Source organism: Pseudomonas sp. Z3-8 (genome assembly GCF_051131975.1).
GTDB lineage: Bacteria > Pseudomonadota > Gammaproteobacteria > Pseudomonadales > Pseudomonadaceae > Aquipseudomonas.
In genome coordinates this window covers 2,268,080-2,287,072 of the sequence record NZ_CP071643.1, presented here as the reverse complement: position 1 = coordinate 2,287,072, position 18,993 = coordinate 2,268,080, and the positions used below count along the sequence as shown (strand labels likewise).

Genomic DNA, 18,993 nt, shown 5'->3' with positions numbered 1-18,993 from the left:
CTTCATGTCCAGGAACGGTCCTTTCGCCCTGTTGTTTCACGCCCTGGTCGTGGTGTTCATGCTGGCGCCACTGGTGGTGGTCTGCCTGGTGGCCTTCACCCCGGAAAACACCCTGAGCCTGCCCACCACGGAGTTTTCCCTGCGCTGGTTCCGTGCTGTGTTCGAGCGCGCGGATTTTGTCGATGCGTTCTACAACAGCCTGGTCCTGGCGTTCTGCGCGGCGTCGCTGGCGACATTGATCGCGGTGCCGGCGGCGCTGGCAATCACCCGGCTGGAGTTTCCTGGCCGGGATTTTTTCAACGGCCTGTTCCTGTCGCCGATCATCATTCCGCACCTGGTGCTGGGCGTCGCGTTACTGCGCCTGTTTGCGCTGATGGGCGTGAACGGCAGTTTTACCTGGCTGATCTTCGCCCACGTGCTGGTGATCACGCCCTATGTGCTGCGCCTGGTGCTGGCGTCGGCCATCGGCCTGGACCGCAGCGCCGAACAGGCTGCGCAATCGCTGGGCGCGGGGCGCTTCACCCTGTTCCGGCAGATCACCTTGCCGATGATTCTGCCGGGCGTGGCCGGAGGCTGGTTGCTGGCGTTCATCAACAGCTTCGATGAAGTCACGCTGTCGATCTTCGTCACCTCGCCGGCCACGCAAACCCTGCCGGTGCGCATGTATGTGTACGCCACCGAATCCATCGACCCGATGATGGCGGCGGTGTCGGCGCTGGTTATCGGGCTGACTGCATTGACGATGATTCTGCTCGATCGGGTCTACGGCCTGGATCGGGTCCTGGTGGGCAAACAATGAGGGCGCCATGGCTCTGCTGAAACGACTGGCCGAGCGCGATCGCCCGGCCCTGGACTTCACGCTCGACGGCTTGCCTGCCAGCGGTCTGCTCGGCGATACCGTGCTGACCGCCGTGCTGACCTGCGCTGAGCACTTGCGCGGCAGCGACTTCAGCGCGGAGCCCCGGGCCGGTTTCTGCCTGATGGGCGCCTGCCAGGATTGCTGGGTCCGATTGGGCGACGGCCGCCGCGTGCGCGCCTGCTCGACGCTGCTCGAAGCCGGTCAGCAGATCAGCCGCGAACCGGGGCGCAAGGTATGAATGACTTTGGCAGACGCGGCCTCTTCGCGAGCAGGCTCGCTCCCACAGAAGAGCCGGCATCATCACAACCCCATTGTGGGAGCGAGCCTGCTCGCGAAGGCGGCATCAGCCACTCCACCGATCTCCAAGCATCGCCAGCGAGGTGGCCATGAACCCCATAGCCATCATCGGTGCCGGCCCCGCCGGCATCCGCGCTGCGCAAACCCTGGTTGCCCATGGCGTGTACCCGGTCCTGCTGGACGAGGCGGCACGCGGCGGCGGTCAGATCTACCGGCGCCAGCCGGCCAACTTCACGCGCACGCCGGCCCAGCTCTATGGCTTCGAAGCGCACAAGGCCAGCGCCCTCCACCAGACCGTGGATGAATTGCGCGAGCAGATCGACTATCGCCCCGACACGCTGGTGTGGAACGCCGAGGGCGGGCTGCTGGATACCTTGCATGAAGGCCGCGCCGCGCGCCTGGCGTATGCCAGCGTGATCGTCGCGACGGGCGCCACCGACCGGATCCTGCCGGTCCCTGGCTGGACGCTGCCCGGGGTATACAGCCTGGGCGCGGCGCAGATCGCCTTGAAGTTCCAGGGCTGCGCCATCGGCGAGCGAGTGGTGTTCGCTGGCAGCGGGCCGTTGTTGTATCTGGTGGCGTACCAATACGCCAAGGCCGGCGCCAATGTCGTCGCGGTGCTCGACAGCTCCCCCTTGAGCGCCCAGGCCCGCGCCCTGCCCGGCCTGCTCGCACAACCGGCCACCCTCGCCAAAGGCCTCTATTACCGTGCCTGGCTGACGGCCAAGGGCATCGCCGTGCAGCAAGGCGCCAGCCTTTCGCGCATCGACGGCGAACGCCGGGTGCAGTCGTTGTCATGGCAAAACGGAAAAGGCCAGCACCGGCTCGATTGCGATGCGGTGGCCTTCGCCCACGGCTTGCGCAGCGAAACCCAGCTGGCCGACCTGCTCGGTTGTGAATTTGCCTGGAACCCGCTCAACCGAGCCTGGTTGCCGCAGCGCGACCGCGCCGGGCGCAGCAGCTCGCCAGGGGTCTACCTGGCCGGCGATGGCGCCGGGATCATGGGCGCCAATGCCGCCGAGATGGCCGGCGAACGGGCAGCCCTGGCATTGCTCGAAGATCTCGGCTACCAGGTCGACCCGCAACGCTGCGCCCAGCTGGAACAATCCCTCGAACGCATCGGCCGTTTCCGGCAAGGCCTGGAGCGCGCCTTTGCGTTTCCCGAGGACTGGGCGGACCGCGCCGCTGATGGGCTGATGATTTGCCGCTGCGAAGAAGTCAGCGTCGGTGACATCCGGCAAATCGTGGGTGAAGGCCATTGGGAAATCAACCGGGTCAAGGCCCATTGCCGGGTCGGCATGGGCCGCTGCCAGGGGCGGATGTGCGGTGCCGCGGCGGCGGAAATCATCGCTCGGAAAAGTGGACGCAACGTTCAGGAAATCGGCCGTCTGCGGGCACAGGCGCCGATCAAGCCGGTCCCGTTTGGCCTGGAGGTCGAGTCATGATCGAAGTGGATGCGCTGGTCATCGGCGGCGGTATCGTCGGCGCCTCGGCGGCGTTGTTCCTGAGCCAGGCCGGGCGGAGCGTGGCGCTACTGGAGCGGGACTTCTGCGGTTCGCATTCCAGTGGCGTGAATTACGGCGGCGTACGGCGCCAGGGGCGGCCATTGTCGCAACTGCCGTTGTCGCAACGCGCGCATGAGCTCTGGGCGCGATTGCCGCAACTGATCGGCATCGACGGTGAGTATCAGCGTAGCGGTCATCTGAAGCTGGCCCGCAGCCTCGATGACCTGCGTGCGTTGCATGATTATGCCGCGAGCAGTCATGGCTTCGGCCTGGATCTGCAATTGCTGGATCGCGATGAACTGCGCAGGCGGTTTCCCTGGGTCGGCGACGTCGCGGTCGGCGCTTCGCTGTGCCCGGACGACGGTCACGCCAATCCGCGCCTGGTCTCGCCGGCATTTGCCCAGGCGGCTCGCCGGCATGGCGCAAAGGTTTACGAACAATGCCCGGTCAACCAGGTGACGCACGACGGCCAGCGCTTTGTCGTGCGCACCGAGACAGGCCTTGAACTGCGCGCGCCATGGCTGCTGAACTGCGCCGGGGCCTGGGCGAGTCGGTTCGCCGCGCAGTTTGGCGAGGCCGTACCGATGCACGCCGGACACCCGGCCATGCTGGTCACCGAGCCGCTGCCGGTCGTGATGGACGCCAGCACTGGCGTGGAAGGCGGCGGCATTTATGCGCGCCAGGTCGCCCGGGGCAATTGCGTGTTGGGTGGCGGCCAGGGTTTCGCCCTCGATGACGCCCGCGCCCGCCCCGGCCAGAGCGCCGTCATCGAGATCCTGCGCCAGGCCGTCGAACTCTACCCGTTCCTGGAGGGCGCCCAGGCGATTCGCACCTGGAGCGGCACCGAAGGTTACCTGCCCGATCGCCAACCGGTGATCGGCCCGAGCAGTACCCAGTCCGGTCTGTTGCATGCGTTCGGCTTTGCCGGCGCCGGTTTCCAGATCGGCCCGGCGGTGGGCCAGGCGCTCACTGAGATCATCTGCTGCGGCGCATCAACGACGCCGCTGGATGCGTTTTCCATCACCCGGTTCCACTCCATCTCCGTTGCTTGATAGAGGAAGGTCGCGCCAATGAATAACGTCAAACGCAGTGCACTGTTCGGTTTCTGCTCGCTGGGTTCCGCTTGCCTGGGCGCCCTGCTCCCGGTCACCCAGGCGTTGGCCGAGCCGACGCTTTACCTGGGCATGAACGGCGGCACCATGGAGCGGCTGTATGCCGACAAGGTCCTGCCGGCCTTCGAGAAAGCCAACAACGTCAAGGTAGTGATCGTGCCGGGCACCTCGGCCGACATCCTCGCCAAGGTCCAGGCCAGCAAGGGCAACCCGCAGATGCACGTGATGTTCCTCGACGACGGCATCATGTACCGCGCCATCGCCATGGGGCTGTGCGACAAGCTTGAAGACAGCCCGCCCCTGGCGCAGATTCCGGCCAAGGGCCGGATCAAGGACCAGGCCGTAGCTGTCAGCCTCGGAGTCACCGGGCTCGCGTACAACGCGCGGCTGTTCAAGGAAAAAGGCTGGAGCACGCCCACCTCGTGGATGGACCTGGCCGACCCGCGGTTCAAGGACAAGGTAGTGTTCCAGTCCATGGCGTCGTCGACCTTCGGCCTGCACGGTTTCCTGATGTTCAACCGGATCCAGGGCGGCAGCGAAACCGACGTCGAACCGGGTTTCAAGGCCTGGCCGAACATGATCGGACGCAACGTGCTGGAGTACATTCCCAGCTCGGCGAAAATCTCCGAAATGCTGCAAACCGACGAAGCCGCGCTGTTCCCGCTGACGCCGACCCAGGTGACCGCCTTGAAACTCAAGGGCATGCCAGTCGAGTATGCACAACCGAAGGAAGGCGCAGTGGTGCTCAACGTCGCGGAATGCGCGGTGGCCCACAACAGCGAACCCGAACTCGCGCAGAAACTTGCCGCGTTCCTGCTGACGCCTGAAGCCCAGGCCATTGCCCTGGAGGAAGGCGACCAGATCCCGTCCAACCCCAACACCCCGACCACTGACAAGACTCGTGGCCAGGTGCAAGCGATGAAGCAATACCTGGAAACCGCGATCGCGGTGGATTGGGACCAGGTCAATGAGCAACGTCCGGCCTGGAACGCGCGGTGGAATCGCAGCATCGAGCGCTAGGCAACAGGCGCCGGTCTTTTTGTTTATCATGCGGGTCAACAACGCCAACGAACTCGACGCTTGATCCCAGTGGCTAGGGAGCTTGCTCCCGCTGGGCTGCGAAGCAGACCCCGAATCTGGCACCTCGGTGTGTCAGGTTGATGGAGTTGCAGCTTTGGGGCTGCGCTGCAGCCCAGCGGGAGCAAGCTCCCTCGCCACTGGTTCGGTGCTGATTTCGATATTTGCGCTCTCCTCATGGCCTCTATGCGAACCCGCCCATGCACACCCTCACCCAACTGCGCACCGGCCAGCTGTCAGGCATTACCCGACTGAAGCTCTCGTGCGGCCTGACGGAGTTTCCCCGGAAAATTTTCAACCTGGCGGACTCCCTCGAAATTCTCGACCTGAGCGGCAACCAGCTCGATACGCTGCCCGACGACCTGTATCGGCTGCCGCACCTGCGCGTGCTGTTCTGCTCCGATAACCGCTTCACTGAATTGCCCGAATGCCTGGGACGCTGCAGCGCGTTGACCATGATCGGCTTCAAGGCCAACCGCATCGAGCATGTGACGGCGCAGGCTTTGCCGCCACTGCTGCGCTGGCTGATCCTGACCGATAACCGCGTCAGCCAGTTGCCGAATGAACTGGGCCATCGCCCGCACCTGCAAAAGCTGATGCTGGCGGGCAATCGTCTTCAGCAACTGCCCGAGAGCCTCGCCCAGTGTCATCGCCTCGAATTGCTGCGCATCGCCGCCAATCAGCTGACCGAACTGCCGTCCTGGTTGTTGGAGCTGCCGAGCCTCAGTTGGCTGGCCTACGCCGGGAATCCCTTGGAAGCCCAGGCCGAGGCCGCCGCGCTGCATGCCGCCACGCCTGTCGACTGGCGGCAACTGAGATTGCAACACACTCTCGGCGAGGGTGCTTCGGGGGTGATTCATCAAGCGCTGTGGCAAGCACCGGGCCGCCCCGCGCGAAACGTCGCGGTCAAGCTGTACAAAGGCCAGATGACCAGCGATGGCTCGCCACTGCATGAAATGCATGCCTGCATCACAGCCGGCAAGCATCCGAACCTGATCGAAGTATTGGGCCAGGTCAGCGGTCATCCCGAGCAGCAGGTCGGGCTGGTGATGGCCCTGATCGGACCCGATTACCGCAACCTGGCCGGGCTGCCGAGCCTGGCGTCCTGCACCCGCGACGTCTACGACGACGAGCTGCGGCTGAGCGCAGCGGCGGCCTTGCGCATCGCCCAAGGCGTTGCGTCGGTGGCGGCGCACCTGCATCGCCAGGGCATCACCCATGGGGATCTGTACGGCCACAATATCCTCTGCAACGACCAGGGCGATTGCCTGCTCGGCGACTTCGGCGCGGCGTCTTTCCATGCCACGGCTGACGCGCCGCAAACGCGCGCCCTGCAACGCATCGAGGTGCGGGCGTTCGGGATTCTGCTGGGGGAGTTGCTGGCGCGGATCGAGCCGGCGCTCGCGGATGAGACGCTTGAGCGGTTGCGACAGCTGGAGACGCGCTGCTGTCAGCCGGACGTACTGGCGCGGCCTGGATTTGACGAGATAGCTGGCTTGTTCGGCGACCGCGGCGAGGGAGCTGCCTCCCTCACCACAAGGTAAGTCGCTTAACCGGCGAGGCCGACAAACATGTCCTGCACATCGTCATGGTTGTCGAGGCCTTCCAGGAACGCCTCGACTTCGGCCATCTGCTCGTCGCTCAGGCCGCTGACCGGGTTTTTCGGCTGATAGCCCAATTTGGCCGACAGCACGGTGAAACCCTGCTCCGGCAACGCTTTCTGAACGGCGTCAAGGTCGGCAGGTTCGGTGATGAAAAGCGTCGCCCCGTCTTCGCCCGGCTCGAAATCCTGGGCACCAGCCTCGATGGCGGCCATTTCCGGATCGGCGTCAGGGCTGTCCGGCGCAGCTTCGATCATGCCGACATGGTTGAAATCCCAGGCGACCGAACCGGAGGCACCCAACTGGCCCTTGCGGAACGCGACACGGATTTCGGCGACGGTACGGTTGATGTTGTCGGTCACACACTCAACGATCAGCGGCACCTGATGGGGCGCGAACCCTTCGTAGGTCACGCGATGATACTGAACGGTTTCACCGAGCTGGCCGGAGCCTTTCTTGATCGCGCGCTCCAGGGTCTCGCGGGGCATCGAGGCCTTTTTCGCCTGTTCAACCACCAGGCGCAGGTGCGCATTGGTAGCGACATCGGCGCCGTTACGCGCCGCGATGGTGATCTCCTTCACCAGCTTGCCGAAAATCTTGCCTTTGGCGTTGGCAGCCGCTTCTTTGTGTTTAACCTTCCACTGTGCGCCCATTACTCACTCTCTTGTCTGACGCGCCGAGACATCTGCCGGCCGGCGCTGTGGCGCCAAGTTTATACGGCCTAAACCGGCTGATCGACCAAAAAATCGCGCTGGCCAGATCGACATTTTCACAATCTGATGTAGGGGATTTCTGAAAGTGCCGTTCGGGTACACCTTAGTGCACAGCGGTTTCGTACCCTCAGCGCCCTCTCCCAGTAAATAAGAGCTGCGATGCGCAACGACACGGATTATTCCTTCAGCCTCACACTCACCGAAAGCAACCTGCAGCTTCACGTCCAGAGATTCGGCGGCCGAGAAGCCCTCAACCAGCCTTTTCGGTTCGACCTCGACTTGCTTGGCCTGACGCCGCCGATCGACCTCGACATCATTCTCGGCCAACAGGCGTTCCTGCACCTCGGTGCCGAGTCGGGCGTGCATGGGATCATCGCCAGCGCCAGCCTGACCTCCCACTCCCGGCAATGCGTAGGCTATCGCCTGACACTGGTGCCATACCTGCAGAGGCTGGAGCAGAGTCCGCGACGCCGGGTATTTGGCCGACTCAGCGCAGTCCAGGTGCTGCAACACTTGCTGGAAGAACACCAACTGCCCACCCACAGTTACCGGTTTGAATTGCCACACGGGCACTACCCATGCCGGCCGTTCTGTGTCCAATACGACGAAAGCGATCTCGAACTGTTGCAACGGCTGTGTGAGGAAGAAGGCATCCACTATCACTTCGAGCACGCCCCTACCGGCCATGTGGTGGTATTTGCCGAAGATGCGACAAGTTTCCCCGATCAGCCGGTCGGGTTGAACCTGCATCAGGAGGAAGGCCGGCGGCCAACAATAGCGCGACTGTACCAGCGCCATCACCTCACGCCACCGGCGTTGCCGGCCAACGCCAGGGATCGGGCGCCGGTTGCGGTTTTTGAAACCTCGGCAGCTAACCACCCGTTCATCGGCCCCGCGCTGGAAACCGCCTGGCACAACGTTGCACATACCCAGCAGGCGGGTCGCCGTACCCTTGAGCGGCTGCGCTGCACATACAGCGACATCCACGGCCAGAGCAGCCAGCCAACCCTGCGCAGCGCCGTCATCGTACAGATCGAAGGCCATCCCATATCAACGTTCAACGATCAATGGTTGGTTACCGAGATCACGCATCGCGGGCGGCAGCCTTCGATCCTCGACGCCCCGTCTTCCTTCCTTCCTGCGTCCCGACACTATCGCAATCGGTTCCTGGCGATCCCATGGTCGACGGTGTTCAGGCCGGCCCTCAAGCACCCGAAGCCGCGCATCGCCGGCAGTCATCTTGCCTATGTGCACGGTCAGCATGGGCATGGCCAGGTTAACGTCAGCCTTTGGACCCGGGAGGGCGAAGTCATCACATTGCCTCTGTCGCGGTTGACCTTGCACGACTGCCAGGTACCGCCGGCTGGCAGCCAGGTGCTGGTGACTTTTCTCGACGGCGATCCCGACAGGCCAGTGCTATGCCCCGGAATATTCAGCCTTCCGGGCGCCGGCGACGTCGGCGGGCCAATCGTCGGCCCTTCCACACCGCCCGCTCGTGATACTGGATTATTGCTGGATTGGCTGCTGAGTCCTCCTGATCCTACCCCTTGAACGCCCGGGCTGCTGGCGGCGGCTCCCCTTCGATAATGCCCACCCGATGCGTCAGTACCGCCCCGGCTCGGTCGCGAAAAGTTATAAAGGTGTCAATTGATTTTATGGCCGTCTTTATCCAGTAAATCTCCATCGGGATACAACACGCTGCCATCCGGATATTCAGTTTGGCCGTTGGCAAAAACAATACGTCCGTCAGGATATTTCACTGTTCCGTCATCGTACTGAATAATTCCATCCGGTCGCGTCACGGAATTGTTTTCTGCATTAATCACACTGTCATCCGCTAAAGAAGTTGATCCGTCTTTGTTCTGGACACTTCCAGGCGCTTTGATGAGGTTATAGATGGCGAGAGGATCAACAGCGATATTTAAAACAGGCCAAGGCATTGGCGCGGATGTCGGCTGGGGCGTTGGATTAGGCTTGGGCTGGGGAGGCGCTGGTGGTGCGTCGTTTGGCTTGGGCCTGGGTATTGGCCGAGGGGCCGGCTTGGGTGCGGGTTTTGGCACTGGCCTCGGGGCCGGTTTGGGCACTGGTTTAGGCGTTGGTTTGGGCACTGGTTTAGGCGTTGGTTTGGGCACTGGTTTAGGCGTCGGCGGAACGACCGGCTTGGGGGCTGGTTTCGGTCTCGGCCTCAAGGGCGGCCCTATTGCCATCAACTTTCTTGCGATGCCTTTGCGGCCGTCTCTACCACATGACTTATTCATCTTTAAATTCCTTTTAGAAACAAGTACGACCCGGCCAAGCCGAATCGTCAATTCGCCAATCCTGCGAACTTGCGGACAACAATAAATAAATCCCCCGCCCCCTACAAATTATAAAAAGCGTACAAATATTATTTCAGCCAAACCCGGCACTCCTCAACAGCATTTGCTACCGATGATGCCCAAATGTAATCAGCGGTCGATCACTCAAACCCGCGGCGACCTTGCAAGCCACCGGTATGAACAAAAATCAAGCGAGTGCCGGCGCCAAAGACCCCGGCCTCGATCCGGGCCTTGAGCAGCATCAGCGCCTTGCCGGTATAAAGCGGCTCCAACTCGATAGCGCTGGTAGTCTCGATGAACTCGCGGAGCTCGGTATCCACCCGGGCAAAACCGCCACGAGTGCCGTCCAGCAACTCATAACGCGGATTGCCCATGCCCGCCTCTGCCAGAATGCTTTCAACATGTTGCAGCACCCCATGGTCTTCAGGCACCGCCAGGACACCATGAACCGGATGCTCGCCCGCTTCAGCCAGAACCAGCCCCGCCAGCGACGTCCCGGTGCCGCAGGCCAGCCACCAACCGTGATAATCCTCCCAACCCAACGTGGCCAATTGGCTGCGGGCGGCCGTTACCCAGGACATGCAGCCTTGCGCGCCGGGCAACCCCGAGCCCCCTTCAGCTATCGGCCATAAATGCGGGTATTGTGCCTGCCAGGGAGCCCAGAACCCCGGCTCATGCCGCTCTCGATACCCGCCGTAACCCAACCAGTGCAAGGTCATGCCGAACGTCTGTAGATCAAGCGTCGTAGGCGTCTCCCGGGGATGGCCGCGCAATAACCCCACCGTCTGGAAACCGAATCGCTGCCCCGCCGCAGCCAACGCATGCAAATGATTGGAATAGGCGCCGCCGAGGCTCATCACGCCCTCCGCGCCGTTGGCATGGGCAGCACGCAGATGATGAAGCAGCTTGAACCATTTATTGCCGCTGATGAGCGGATCGATACGGTCCAGGCGCAAGACCGCCACCTCGATACCGGCCCGCGCCAGCCAGTCGAGGTGAAGGAGTTCGAGGCGCGGTTGAGGATGCCAGTCGAGGGCAGACAAAAGCATTGCAGCAGACCGGATGGGAAGGTGCCGGGATCTTATCAGCTTGGTGGCGGCCGTATGAGGATCCGGATACACCCCCGTCACCCTGTGGGAGCGAGCTTGCTCGCGATAGCGCCAGGTCAGTCGACACTCATGCAAATGACTGACCGCTATCGCGAGCAAGCTCGCTCCCACAAGGGCAAACCTTTCCCGGAAGGTTGAGCGCTACAACTGCGCCGCCAACCGCGAGCCCTGGTTGATCGCGCGCTTGGCATCCAGCTCCGCCGCCACATCCGCGCCGCCGATAAGGTGGACAGTCTGCCCCGCCGCCTCCAGGCCTTCCTGCAACTCGCGCAACGGATCCTGGCCGGCGCAAATAACCACGTTGTCGACGGCCAGCACTTGTGGCTCGCCCGCTTCGCCGATGCGAATGTGCAGGCCTTGGTCATCGATCTTCAGGTATTCGACGCTGTTGAGCATCTGCACCTGTTTGTTCTTCAGGCCGGTGCGATGAATCCAGCCGGTGGTCTTGCCCAGCCCGTCGCCGACCTTGGACTTCTTGCGCTGCAACAGGAACACCTGCCGCGCCGGTGCATGAGGTTCGGGCTTGATTCCAGCCACGCCGCCGCGAGCCTGCAACTGGGTGTCGATGCCCCACTCCTTCCAGAACGCCTCACGGTCCTGGCTGGTGGCAACCCCCTGATGAACGAGAAACTCCGACACATCGAAACCGATCCCGCCGGCCCCGATCACCGCGACACTGCGGCCCACCGGCTTGCGCTCAAGGATCACGTCCAGGTAGCTCAGCACCTTGGGATGCTCGACACCCGGGATCGCCGGTACGCGCGGGGCGATGCCGGTAGCCAGGATGATCTCGTCAAAACCGCCGGCCACCAGTTGCGCCACATCGACCCGGGTATCGAGGCACAACTCGACGTGGGTCGTCTGCAGCTTGCGTTTGAAATAACGCAGGGTTTCGAAGAACTCTTCCTTGCCCGGAACGCGCTTGGCGACATTGAACTGGCCACCAATTTCGCTGGCCGAATCGAACAGCGTCACTTGATGACCGCGTTCGGCCGCCACGGTGGCCGCGGACAATCCGGCAGGACCGGCGCCCACCACGGCGATTTTCTTCACCTGGGTTACGGGCAGGTAATTGAGTTCGGTTTCATGGCAGGCCCGCGGGTTCACCAGGCAACTGGTGAGCTTGCCCCCGAACGTATGGTCGAGGCAGGCCTGGTTGCAGCCGATGCAGGTGTTGATTTCGTCTGCGCGGCCAGCGGCGGCCTTGTTGACGAACTCCGGGTCCGCAAGGAACGGCCGCGCCATGGACACCATGTCGGCGTCGCCTTCGGCGAGGATCTGCTCGGCCACCTCAGGGGTGTTGATGCGGTTGGTGGTGATCAACGGAATACTCACCGAGCCGCGCAGCTTGGCGGTGACTTTACTGAACGCCGCCCGCGGGACCTTGGTGGCGATAGTGGGAATACGCGCCTCATGCCAACCGATACCGGTATTGATGATAGTTGCGCCGGCCTGTTCGATGGCCTTGGCCAACTGGACGATTTCATCCCAGGTGCTGCCACCCTCAACCAGGTCGAGCATGGACAGGCGAAAGATAATGATGAAATTCGGCCCCACCGCTTCGCGTACGCGGCGCACGATTTCCACCGGTAGACGCATGCGGTTTTCGTAGCTCCCACCCCAGCGGTCGGTACGGTGGTTGGTATGCGCAGCCAGGAACTGGTTGATGAAATAGCCTTCCGAGCCCATGATTTCGACACCGTCGTACTCGGCCTTTTGAGCCAATACCGAACAGGTGACAAAATCGCGGATCTGTTTCTCGATGCCCTCTTCGTCCAGCTCCTTGGGCTTGAACGGGTTGATCGGCGCCTGGATCGCGCTTGGCGCCACCTGCTTGGGGCTGTAGGCATAACGTCCCGCGTGGAGGATCTGCATGCAGATCTTGCCCCCCGCTTCGTGCACGGCCCGCGTGACGACCTGATGCTTGAGGGCCTCTTCCTCGGTGGTCAGCTTGGCCGCGCCGGAGTACACGCCACCTTCATCGTTCGGCCCGATTCCACCGGTGACCATCAGGCCGACCCCACCCCGGGCCCGCTCGGCGAAGTACGCCGCCATGCGCTCGAAGCCGCCGGGCTTTTCTTCAAGGCCGGTGTGCATCGATCCCATCAGGGTACGGTTGCGCAACGTGGTGAAACCCAGGTCCAACGGGGCCAGCAAATGCGGGTAATGAGGGGCGGTCATCGGTAACTCCACGGGCGATCACGGAAAAATGCGGAAGCTCTGCGGCTTCCATCAGTCATGACCGACAGCGTAAGAGTCGGGATGCGAGCGCTCAATGGCCGTAACTGACAACTTGATGATCGAAATGCACAGAGGCCGCGCCGGCAGGCGGGTCCCGAAGCGCACGCACGCGCCCTTTCGCTAAACCGTTGTTTTACCGTACCCTGCCGTGTGACTTCTGATGAAAATCATGAACCTGTACGCGGCCATCGACTGTCCCCATGCGCAAATTTCTGTACCTGCTGTTCTCATTGGCCCTGACGGCCGCCCTGACCACTTATGCACTGTGGACAGCAGACCGTCCGGCGGGCCATTACCTGTCAGACCTGCGGATCAACCTGGCGGTCGACCGGGGCACGCCGGCCAATCGAGGCAACCTGCTGGGCATCCAGCCGGAATTGTTCCCCACCGACTACCAGAGCCCCGAACGCCTGCATCGCAAGCTAGCGGCGTACCTGCAGACTGCCCGCGACCAAGGGTTCGTCAACGAAAAAACCGTCGTGGTCCTGCCCGAGCATATCGGCACCTGGCTGATGGTCAGCGGCGAAAAGGACGAGGTGTACCAGGCCACTACCCTCAAACAGGCCATGAACTGGCTCGCCATCAGCAATCCGCTGGCCTTTATCCGCGCATTGGCGCAGGCCGAGGGCGACAGCCGGCTGGACGATGCGTACCTGCGCATGAAGGCGGACAGCATGGCCCATGACTACCAGGCACTGTTCGGTGGACTGGCCAAGGAGTTCGGCGTAACGCTTGTGGCCGGCTCCATCGTACTGCCCGAGCCCAGCGTCAGCGAAGGCGAGCTGAAAATCGGTGGTGGCGCGTTGTACAACAGCAGCCTGGTGTTCGGTCGTGACGGCCGGCCGATCGGCCAACCACAACGCCAGCGACATCCGGTGTTTGACCAGCAGGACGTGCTTGGGGCCGAACGGCCGGACGTCACCCAGGTCATTGACACGCCGGCCGGGCGCCTGGGCGTGCTGATCGGCAGCGACAGTTGGTATCCGCTTCATTATCGACAACTCGACGAACAAGGGGCCCAACTGATCGCCGTGCCCGCCTTTGTCATCGGCCGCGACGCCTGGAACAAGCCTTGGGCCGGCTACAAAGGCCTGTCCACGCCAAGCGAAGTGAGCCTCAAGCCCGGTGAGGTGAGCGAGGGGCAGGCCTGGCGTCGGCTGACGTTGACCAGCCGGTTGCCCATCAGCCAGGCCCGCGGCGGCGTCAGCGTATTCTTGCGTGGGCAGTTCTGGGACAAAGGCAGCGCTGGCCAGAGCTTCATCAGCCACAACGGCGAGCAATTCACCGATGGTGAAGCCCGTGGCGCACGCCTGCTGAACTTGTGGCTTTAGATATGCAAAAGCCTATGCGCCTGGGTGACCTGTCCGTAGGTTTCGTCCATAGCCTGGCGGACGCAGTGGCCAGTCACGGCCATGACCCACAGCCATTGCTCGAACAATACGGCCTCGATGCCGCGCGCCTGGCTGAGCCCGGGGCGCGCCTGTCGATCCCGCGCTACATGCGCCTGGGCCATGCCGCCATCCAACTGACACAGGATCCGGCCTTGGGCCTGCGCATGGGCCAGCTCAGTCGCCTGAGCCAGGCCGGGCTGGCCGGCGTCACCGCGGCCCAGGCGCCCACCGTACGCGAAGCCGCACGCTGTATGATCCGCTTCGAGCCGCTGTACGGTTCCAACTACCGTGGGCAATCGAGTCTTCACGAGGACGCCCGGGGCGCGTGGCTGCGGTTCTACTCCATCAGCCCGTATAACGCCTACAACCGCTTCGTCGTGGACTCGATCATTGCGGGCTGGCTCCAGCAACTGTCCAGCGTCTGCGACGTGGTGTTGCGGGCCGAACGTATCGAAATCGAATTCGAGGAGCCAACTTACCTCGAAGCCTACCGCTGCCTCGGCGAAGGCCCGATCCAGTTCGCAGCCGAGCAGAACCAATTGCGCCTGGGGCTGGACAGCCTCGCCCTGCGCAACCCACAGCATTGCCCGAGCACCTGGCGTCACCTGGTTCAGTTATGTGAACGAGAACTGGAACAGCTGACTCGCACCCGCACCCTGCGCGAGCGAATCATTCAATTGCTGGGGCCGCTGCTCAATGGCGGACGGGAGCCGGATCTGGAAGAAGTGGCGATGCGCCTGAAGCTGCCGACCTGGACGCTGCGCCGCAAGCTCGCGGAAGAAGGTACGCAGTTCCGGGCGATCCTCAACGACACTCGCCGAGACCTTGCCATGACGTACATCCGCGACACGGAGCTGGCCTTTGGCGAAATCGCTTACCTGCTGGGGTTCGCCTCGGCCGAGGCATTCCAACGGGCTTTCAAGCGCTGGAACAACCAGACGCCGGGAGAGTTCCGGCGTAGCCGTAGAGCGACTTCAAGACCAGGCTCCCGGCCTGCACTGTAGTGTCTGCTACCTACAGTTCCGTGGCGTCTTCGGCAGGTTCCAGGGGGTCCAGCTCATAAGCCTGATATTCGAGCAGCTCTTCCTGATAATCGTCCATTGCCTGTCCTTCCCAATAATCGTTGAAACCGATGCCTGATGGCCTTGGAATCAGCATAAAGCTGCTTGATGAACAAAACATGAAGCCAAGGCTTCATGAATTAAACGTAGCACAGCATTGGGAATTTAATCAGCGCAGGTGTGGCAAGGCGTTACCGCCCGACCACAGGCTCAGGATGCAGGAAGCGGCTGGATCGGCTCGGTTGGCGCCGGCAGGGAACTGGGCGGTGGCGGAGTAATGCTCTCTGTCGACGGGGGTGCGTAGGACTCCGGCTCGCTGGGAGCGATTGGCGCAGGCTCGGCAGGTGGCGCGACCGGCTCGGAAGCGGCCGGCGCGGTTTCGACAGGTGCTGGAGCAGCCTCTTCGACCGGCGCAACGGGAGCAGGAGTCGGCTCGGGTGCCGGGATTGTCGCGGGCGCGGGAGTTGCGGCGGGAGCCAGGGCAGCCGGCTCCACCTTCGGCTCTGGAATGCCCAGTTCGGCTTTCGGTTTGTCGACGTTTCCAGCGGCTTTTTTCGCTTCGGGAGGCAGGAACACCTCCACCAGCGCAAAGAAACGCTCATAGAATTTGGCTGCGGACACCGTTTCGCTGGCGACTTTGACCATCGAATCGTCCGACGAGCCAATCGGCATCGACACCGACCCCAATACACCCACGCCAAGGCTGGCGGAGTTATTGGTCTTCTTCAGGGCATACCGGTCCTGTAGAGCGTTGGCAAAGATCGTGGCGCGGTGGCCCGGACCGCCATCTTCGGCACAGACCAGGTTGAAACTGATCTCCATGTGCGTGTCGCCGGTCTGCTGGAAACTCTTGTGGCCGCTGACCAGCTTCGGATCGCTGCTGGTGATGATGTACCCCTGGCTCAGCAGCGCACGACGTCCTGCTTCACAAGTCGCCACGTCAGTCACCGGATAGGTACGCGAGAACGTGCCCGAATCATCGAAGTTCTCGTGCTCGTAAATGGCCGCTTTCTTGGAAGAGCAACCGGTCGCGACGACCAGCAGCAATGCCAGCCCAACGGTGCGCATGTGAAATGATCTGAACATTGAACATCCTGAGGAAAACAGTCCGGGGCGTATTGTGCAACAGAATGCGGCCGGACAGCTTGGGTAATCTTGTCTCAAACGGCTTACAAGTCTACGGGGGGATGCCAGCGGGAAAAAGAAGCAATCCTGATGAATCGACGAACATCGCCGTCGTGGCAATACACGGATACAAAAAGACCCCGACCTTTCGGCCGGGGTCTTCAGGGTCACGCATCAAGTCAGAAGCGCTTGATGTCTGCCTCGCTTTCCAATTGCTTGCGATAAGCCGCGAAGTCCTGCTGGCCGACACGGGACGCCAGGTACCGACGGTATTCGGCCTTTTCTTCCTCGGTCGGAGCAGCACCTTCGTTGACGCCGTTCAAACGCAGGACCGTCACGCCGCCGTCAGGCAGGGTCACGCTGGCGAATGTCGGCTTGTCCTTCGACTCAGGCTTGGACATGCGGAACAGCGCCTGCAGCACAGCAGGGTCGATACCTTCCTGGCTGCGGGTCGCCGCCTCGACGACTTTCCAGCCTTGACCGTTGACAGGCTTGTCCAGCGCCGTCTTGCCATCGCGCAGGCTGGCAATCAACTCATCGGCCTGAGTCTTGGCGGCAGCGCTGGCATGTTCCTTGGCCAACTGGGCGCGGATCGGACCGGCCACGGTTTCCAGCGGAAGCTGCTGAGGCTTGCGATGCTCCTTGGCACGCAGCACCACGACGGTTTCCGGATCCAGCTCGATGGCGGTACTGTTGGCCCCCTCCTCCAGCACTTCCGGGCTGAACGCAGCGGTGATCACGGCACGGTTGGCCGCGATCCCTTCGCCGCCTTCACGACCGAAAGGTGCCGACGTATGGACGGTCAGCTTAAGGTCCTGGGCTGGCTGGGCCAGGTCGGAAGCCTCGAACGAAGCGTCTTCCAGTTGCTTGGTCGCCTCGACGAACCGCTGCTCCACTTGCTGGGTCTTCAGATCGCGGGTCAGCTTGTCCTTCAGGCTCGCAAAAGTCGGAACCTCAGGCGCTTCGACACCCAGCAGCTTGATCAGGTGCAGGCCGAAATCGGTTCGCACCGGTGCCGAGACCTGATCCTTGTTCAACGCATACAGCGCCTTTTCGAACTCCGGATCATAGACACCTGGACCGGCATAACCGAGATCGCCGCCGTTGTTGGCTGAGCCCGGATCCTGGGAGAATTCCTTCGCCAGCGCCTCAAACGACTCGCCTTTGGCCAGTCGAGCCTGGATTTCCTCGATCTTGGCCTTGGCCTGGGCTTCGGTGACCTTGTCGTTCACTTCAATCAGGATGTGCGCAGCACGACGCTGTTCGGAAAGATTGGCGATCTCTTTCTGGTAAGCCGCCTGCAGATCTTCATCCTTGACGCTGACTTGATCGAAGAACGAAGCCTTCTTCAGCTCGAGATAGTCGATGACTACCTGATCAGGCGTCATGAACTCCTTGGCGTGCTGGTCGTAGTAAGCCTTGACCTCATCGTCGGTCAGCTTCACGGCAGCCGGATCCGCCTTGACGGTGAGCGTAGCGAAATCACGGGTCTGCTTTTCCAGGCGGGCGAATGCCAACACCTGGGCATCGGTGACAAAACCGCTGCCAGCGAGACCGGCACGCAATTGGCCAATGAGCATTTCCTGCGCCAGCATCTCGCGGAACTGCAGTCGGCCATAACCCAACTGGCGAATCACCTGGTCGAAACGCTCAGGACTGAATTTACCATCGACCTGGAATTCCGGCGTTTGCAGGATCACCTGGTCCAACGCGGCTTCGGAGAAAGCGAATTTCGCATCGTGTGCGCCTTGCAGCAACAGCTTGCGATCGATCAGCCCTTTGAGCGCCGAGTCACGCAGCATCTTCTCGTCCAGCAGGGAGGCGTCGAAATCCTTGCCCAGCTGTTGCATGAGCTGACGGCGTTGCATATCGACCGCCTGGCTCAGCTCGTTCTGGCTGATTTTTTCGCCGTTGACCTTGGCCGCGTCATTGCTGTTGGTGGTGGCTTGAAAAATAGCTTCGAAACCGGTCAACGCCATCAATGCGACGATGATTCCGATGATGGTCTTGGCAATCCAGCCTTGTGAATTGTCCCTGATATTCTGCAGCATGCGTCCCCCAGAAACGGTTGAACTTCAAAATTAGGCAACCGTGGAGCGTGGGTAGAATCCGGATAGAAGAAAGGCGCATCCGAGGATGCGCCTTCTCGTAACTGGCGGAGCGGACCGGGCTCGAACCCGCGAGCCCTGGCGTGACAGCCCGTTTGTGCCGGCTGCATTACCGCTCCGCTGCCAAGCCAGGCATGACCCCGACCCGGATAAACTCAATGAAACCTTAGTTGACGGCTTCTTTCAGCGCTTTACCAGCTTTGAAGCCTGGCTTTTTGGCAGCGGCGATTTGCAGCGTCTTGCCAGTCTGCGGGTTGCGACCAACACGAGCTGGACGATCGGTAACGGAGAAAGTACCGAAACCCACCAGAACAACAGAGTCGCCAGCCTTGAGAGCGCCAGTGACGGATTCGATTACAGCGTCCAGCGCACGGCCAGCAGCAGCTTTCGGGATATCAGCGGATGCAGCGATAGCATCAATCAGTTCCGACTTGTTCACTCTAAGTCCCCTTATATCTATTTGAGATGATTCTAAG

Annotated in this window: 17 protein-coding genes; 9 read left to right on the top strand and 8 right to left on the bottom strand. The window is 62.1% G+C overall.

Annotated features, from left to right (window positions below; genetic code table 11):
- Positions 1–4 precede the first annotated feature (4 nt).
- The 6 genes from J3P94_RS10670 to J3P94_RS10645 all read left to right on the top strand — a co-directional run bounded on the left by J3P94_RS10670 (position 5) and on the right by J3P94_RS10645 (position 6,394).
- Complete coding sequence (locus J3P94_RS10670) at positions 5–799, top strand: ABC transporter permease (protein WP_434573214.1); 795 nt, start codon at positions 5–7, stop codon at positions 797–799.
- A gap of 7 nt (positions 800–806) precedes the next feature.
- The gene (locus J3P94_RS10665) at positions 807–1,097 is read left to right on the top strand and encodes a (2Fe-2S)-binding protein (RefSeq protein WP_434573212.1); all 291 of its coding nucleotides are present in this window, start codon (positions 807–809) and stop codon (positions 1,095–1,097) included.
- 148 nt (positions 1,098–1,245) lie between these two features.
- A complete protein-coding gene (locus J3P94_RS10660) occupies positions 1,246–2,601 on the top strand; it encodes an FAD-dependent oxidoreductase (RefSeq protein ID WP_434573211.1) in 1,356 nt (451 codons plus the stop codon).
- The gene (locus J3P94_RS10655; RefSeq protein ID WP_434573209.1) at positions 2,598–3,713 is read left to right on the top strand and encodes an NAD(P)/FAD-dependent oxidoreductase; all 1,116 of its coding nucleotides are present in this window, start codon (positions 2,598–2,600) and stop codon (positions 3,711–3,713) included. Before J3P94_RS10660 ends, J3P94_RS10655 begins: the two co-directional genes overlap by 4 nt.
- Positions 3,714–3,731: 18 nt before the next feature.
- Positions 3,732–4,793: an ABC transporter substrate-binding protein gene (locus J3P94_RS10650; RefSeq protein WP_434573208.1), complete on the top strand. Its 1,062-nt coding sequence runs from the start codon at positions 3,732–3,734 to the stop codon at positions 4,791–4,793.
- A 257-nt stretch (positions 4,794–5,050) separates the two neighbouring features.
- Positions 5,051–6,394 (top strand): leucine-rich repeat-containing protein kinase family protein, encoded by a 1,344-nt coding sequence (locus tag J3P94_RS10645; protein WP_434573206.1) that lies wholly within the window; start codon positions 5,051–5,053, stop codon positions 6,392–6,394.
- A gap of 5 nt (positions 6,395–6,399) precedes the next feature.
- Here the strand turns inward: J3P94_RS10645 and J3P94_RS10640 are convergent, their stop codons facing one another.
- Positions 6,400–7,104, bottom strand: a complete 705-nt coding sequence (locus tag J3P94_RS10640; RefSeq protein ID WP_305500095.1) for a YebC/PmpR family DNA-binding transcriptional regulator — start codon at positions 7,102–7,104, stop codon at positions 6,400–6,402.
- Between the two features lie 219 nt (positions 7,105–7,323).
- Here J3P94_RS10640 and J3P94_RS10635 point away from each other — a divergent pair, with 219 nt between their 5' ends.
- Positions 7,324–8,715 carry a type VI secretion system Vgr family protein gene (locus J3P94_RS10635; protein ID WP_434573204.1) on the top strand — a complete coding sequence of 464 codons (1,392 nt, stop codon included), beginning with the start codon at positions 7,324–7,326 and terminating at the stop codon, positions 8,713–8,715.
- A gap of 92 nt (positions 8,716–8,807) precedes the next feature.
- Here the strand turns inward: J3P94_RS10635 and J3P94_RS10630 are convergent, their stop codons facing one another.
- From J3P94_RS10630 to J3P94_RS10620, 3 genes are all read right to left on the bottom strand, one after another.
- Complete coding sequence (locus J3P94_RS10630) at positions 8,808–9,104, bottom strand: T-complex 10 C-terminal domain-containing protein (protein WP_434573202.1); 297 nt, start codon at positions 9,102–9,104, stop codon at positions 8,808–8,810.
- 518 nt (positions 9,105–9,622) lie between these two features.
- Positions 9,623–10,531 carry a 1-aminocyclopropane-1-carboxylate deaminase/D-cysteine desulfhydrase gene (locus J3P94_RS10625; RefSeq protein ID WP_434573200.1) on the bottom strand — a complete coding sequence of 303 codons (909 nt, stop codon included), beginning with the start codon at positions 10,529–10,531 and terminating at the stop codon, positions 9,623–9,625.
- 201 nt (positions 10,532–10,732) lie between these two features.
- The gene (locus J3P94_RS10620; RefSeq protein WP_434573198.1) at positions 10,733–12,772 is read right to left on the bottom strand and encodes an FAD-dependent oxidoreductase; all 2,040 of its coding nucleotides are present in this window, start codon (positions 12,770–12,772) and stop codon (positions 10,733–10,735) included.
- Positions 12,773–13,032: 260 nt separating this feature from the next.
- Here J3P94_RS10620 and J3P94_RS10615 point away from each other — a divergent pair, with 260 nt between their 5' ends.
- Positions 13,033–14,163, top strand: a complete 1,131-nt coding sequence (locus J3P94_RS10615) for a carbon-nitrogen hydrolase family protein (protein WP_434573196.1) — start codon at positions 13,033–13,035, stop codon at positions 14,161–14,163.
- Between the two features lie 2 nt (positions 14,164–14,165).
- A complete protein-coding gene (locus J3P94_RS10610; protein ID WP_434573194.1) occupies positions 14,166–15,227 on the top strand; it encodes an AraC family transcriptional regulator in 1,062 nt (353 codons plus the stop codon).
- 10 nt (positions 15,228–15,237) lie between these two features.
- Here the strand turns inward: J3P94_RS10610 and J3P94_RS10605 are convergent, their stop codons facing one another.
- From J3P94_RS10605 to J3P94_RS10590, 4 genes are all read right to left on the bottom strand, one after another.
- A complete protein-coding gene (locus J3P94_RS10605) occupies positions 15,238–15,381 on the bottom strand; it encodes a hypothetical protein (RefSeq protein WP_434573193.1) in 144 nt (47 codons plus the stop codon).
- A 113-nt stretch (positions 15,382–15,494) separates the two neighbouring features.
- Positions 15,495–16,370 (bottom strand): DUF2242 domain-containing protein, encoded by an 876-nt coding sequence (locus J3P94_RS10600; RefSeq protein WP_434573191.1) that lies wholly within the window; start codon positions 16,368–16,370, stop codon positions 15,495–15,497.
- Between the two features lie 218 nt (positions 16,371–16,588).
- Positions 16,589–18,460 (bottom strand): SurA N-terminal domain-containing protein, encoded by a 1,872-nt coding sequence (locus tag J3P94_RS10595; protein ID WP_434573189.1) that lies wholly within the window; start codon positions 18,458–18,460, stop codon positions 16,589–16,591.
- 223 nt (positions 18,461–18,683) lie between these two features.
- On the bottom strand, positions 18,684–18,956 hold the full coding sequence (locus J3P94_RS10590) for an HU family DNA-binding protein (RefSeq protein WP_008077714.1): 273 nt from the start codon (positions 18,954–18,956) through the stop codon (positions 18,684–18,686).
- Positions 18,957–18,993 lie beyond the last annotated feature (37 nt).

Coding starts and splice junctions, on each gene's coding strand:
- J3P94_RS10625 (WP_434573200.1), bottom strand. CDS start 10,531: ATGCTTTTGTCTGCCCTCGACTGGCATCCTCAACCGCGCCTCGAACTC.
- J3P94_RS10620 (WP_434573198.1), bottom strand. CDS start 12,772: ATGACCGCCCCTCATTACCCGCATTTGCTGGCCCCGTTGGACCTGGGT.
- J3P94_RS10610 (WP_434573194.1), top strand. CDS start 14,166: ATGCAAAAGCCTATGCGCCTGGGTGACCTGTCCGTAGGTTTCGTCCAT.
- J3P94_RS10635 (WP_434573204.1), top strand. CDS start 7,324: ATGCGCAACGACACGGATTATTCCTTCAGCCTCACACTCACCGAAAGC.
- J3P94_RS10665 (WP_434573212.1), top strand. CDS start 807: ATGGCTCTGCTGAAACGACTGGCCGAGCGCGATCGCCCGGCCCTGGAC.
- J3P94_RS10605 (WP_434573193.1), bottom strand. CDS start 15,381: ATGCTGATTCCAAGGCCATCAGGCATCGGTTTCAACGATTATTGGGAA.
- J3P94_RS10645 (WP_434573206.1), top strand. CDS start 5,051: ATGCACACCCTCACCCAACTGCGCACCGGCCAGCTGTCAGGCATTACC.
- J3P94_RS10660 (WP_434573211.1), top strand. CDS start 1,246: ATGAACCCCATAGCCATCATCGGTGCCGGCCCCGCCGGCATCCGCGCT.
- J3P94_RS10655 (WP_434573209.1), top strand. CDS start 2,598: ATGATCGAAGTGGATGCGCTGGTCATCGGCGGCGGTATCGTCGGCGCC.
- J3P94_RS10630 (WP_434573202.1), bottom strand. CDS start 9,104: ATGCCTTGGCCTGTTTTAAATATCGCTGTTGATCCTCTCGCCATCTAT.
- J3P94_RS10615 (WP_434573196.1), top strand. CDS start 13,033: ATGCGCAAATTTCTGTACCTGCTGTTCTCATTGGCCCTGACGGCCGCC.
- J3P94_RS10640 (WP_305500095.1), bottom strand. CDS start 7,104: ATGGGCGCACAGTGGAAGGTTAAACACAAAGAAGCGGCTGCCAACGCC.
- J3P94_RS10595 (WP_434573189.1), bottom strand. CDS start 18,460: ATGCTGCAGAATATCAGGGACAATTCACAAGGCTGGATTGCCAAGACC.
- J3P94_RS10670 (WP_434573214.1), top strand. CDS start 5: ATGTCCAGGAACGGTCCTTTCGCCCTGTTGTTTCACGCCCTGGTCGTG.
- J3P94_RS10600 (WP_434573191.1), bottom strand. CDS start 16,370: ATGTTCAGATCATTTCACATGCGCACCGTTGGGCTGGCATTGCTGCTG.
- J3P94_RS10650 (WP_434573208.1), top strand. CDS start 3,732: ATGAATAACGTCAAACGCAGTGCACTGTTCGGTTTCTGCTCGCTGGGT.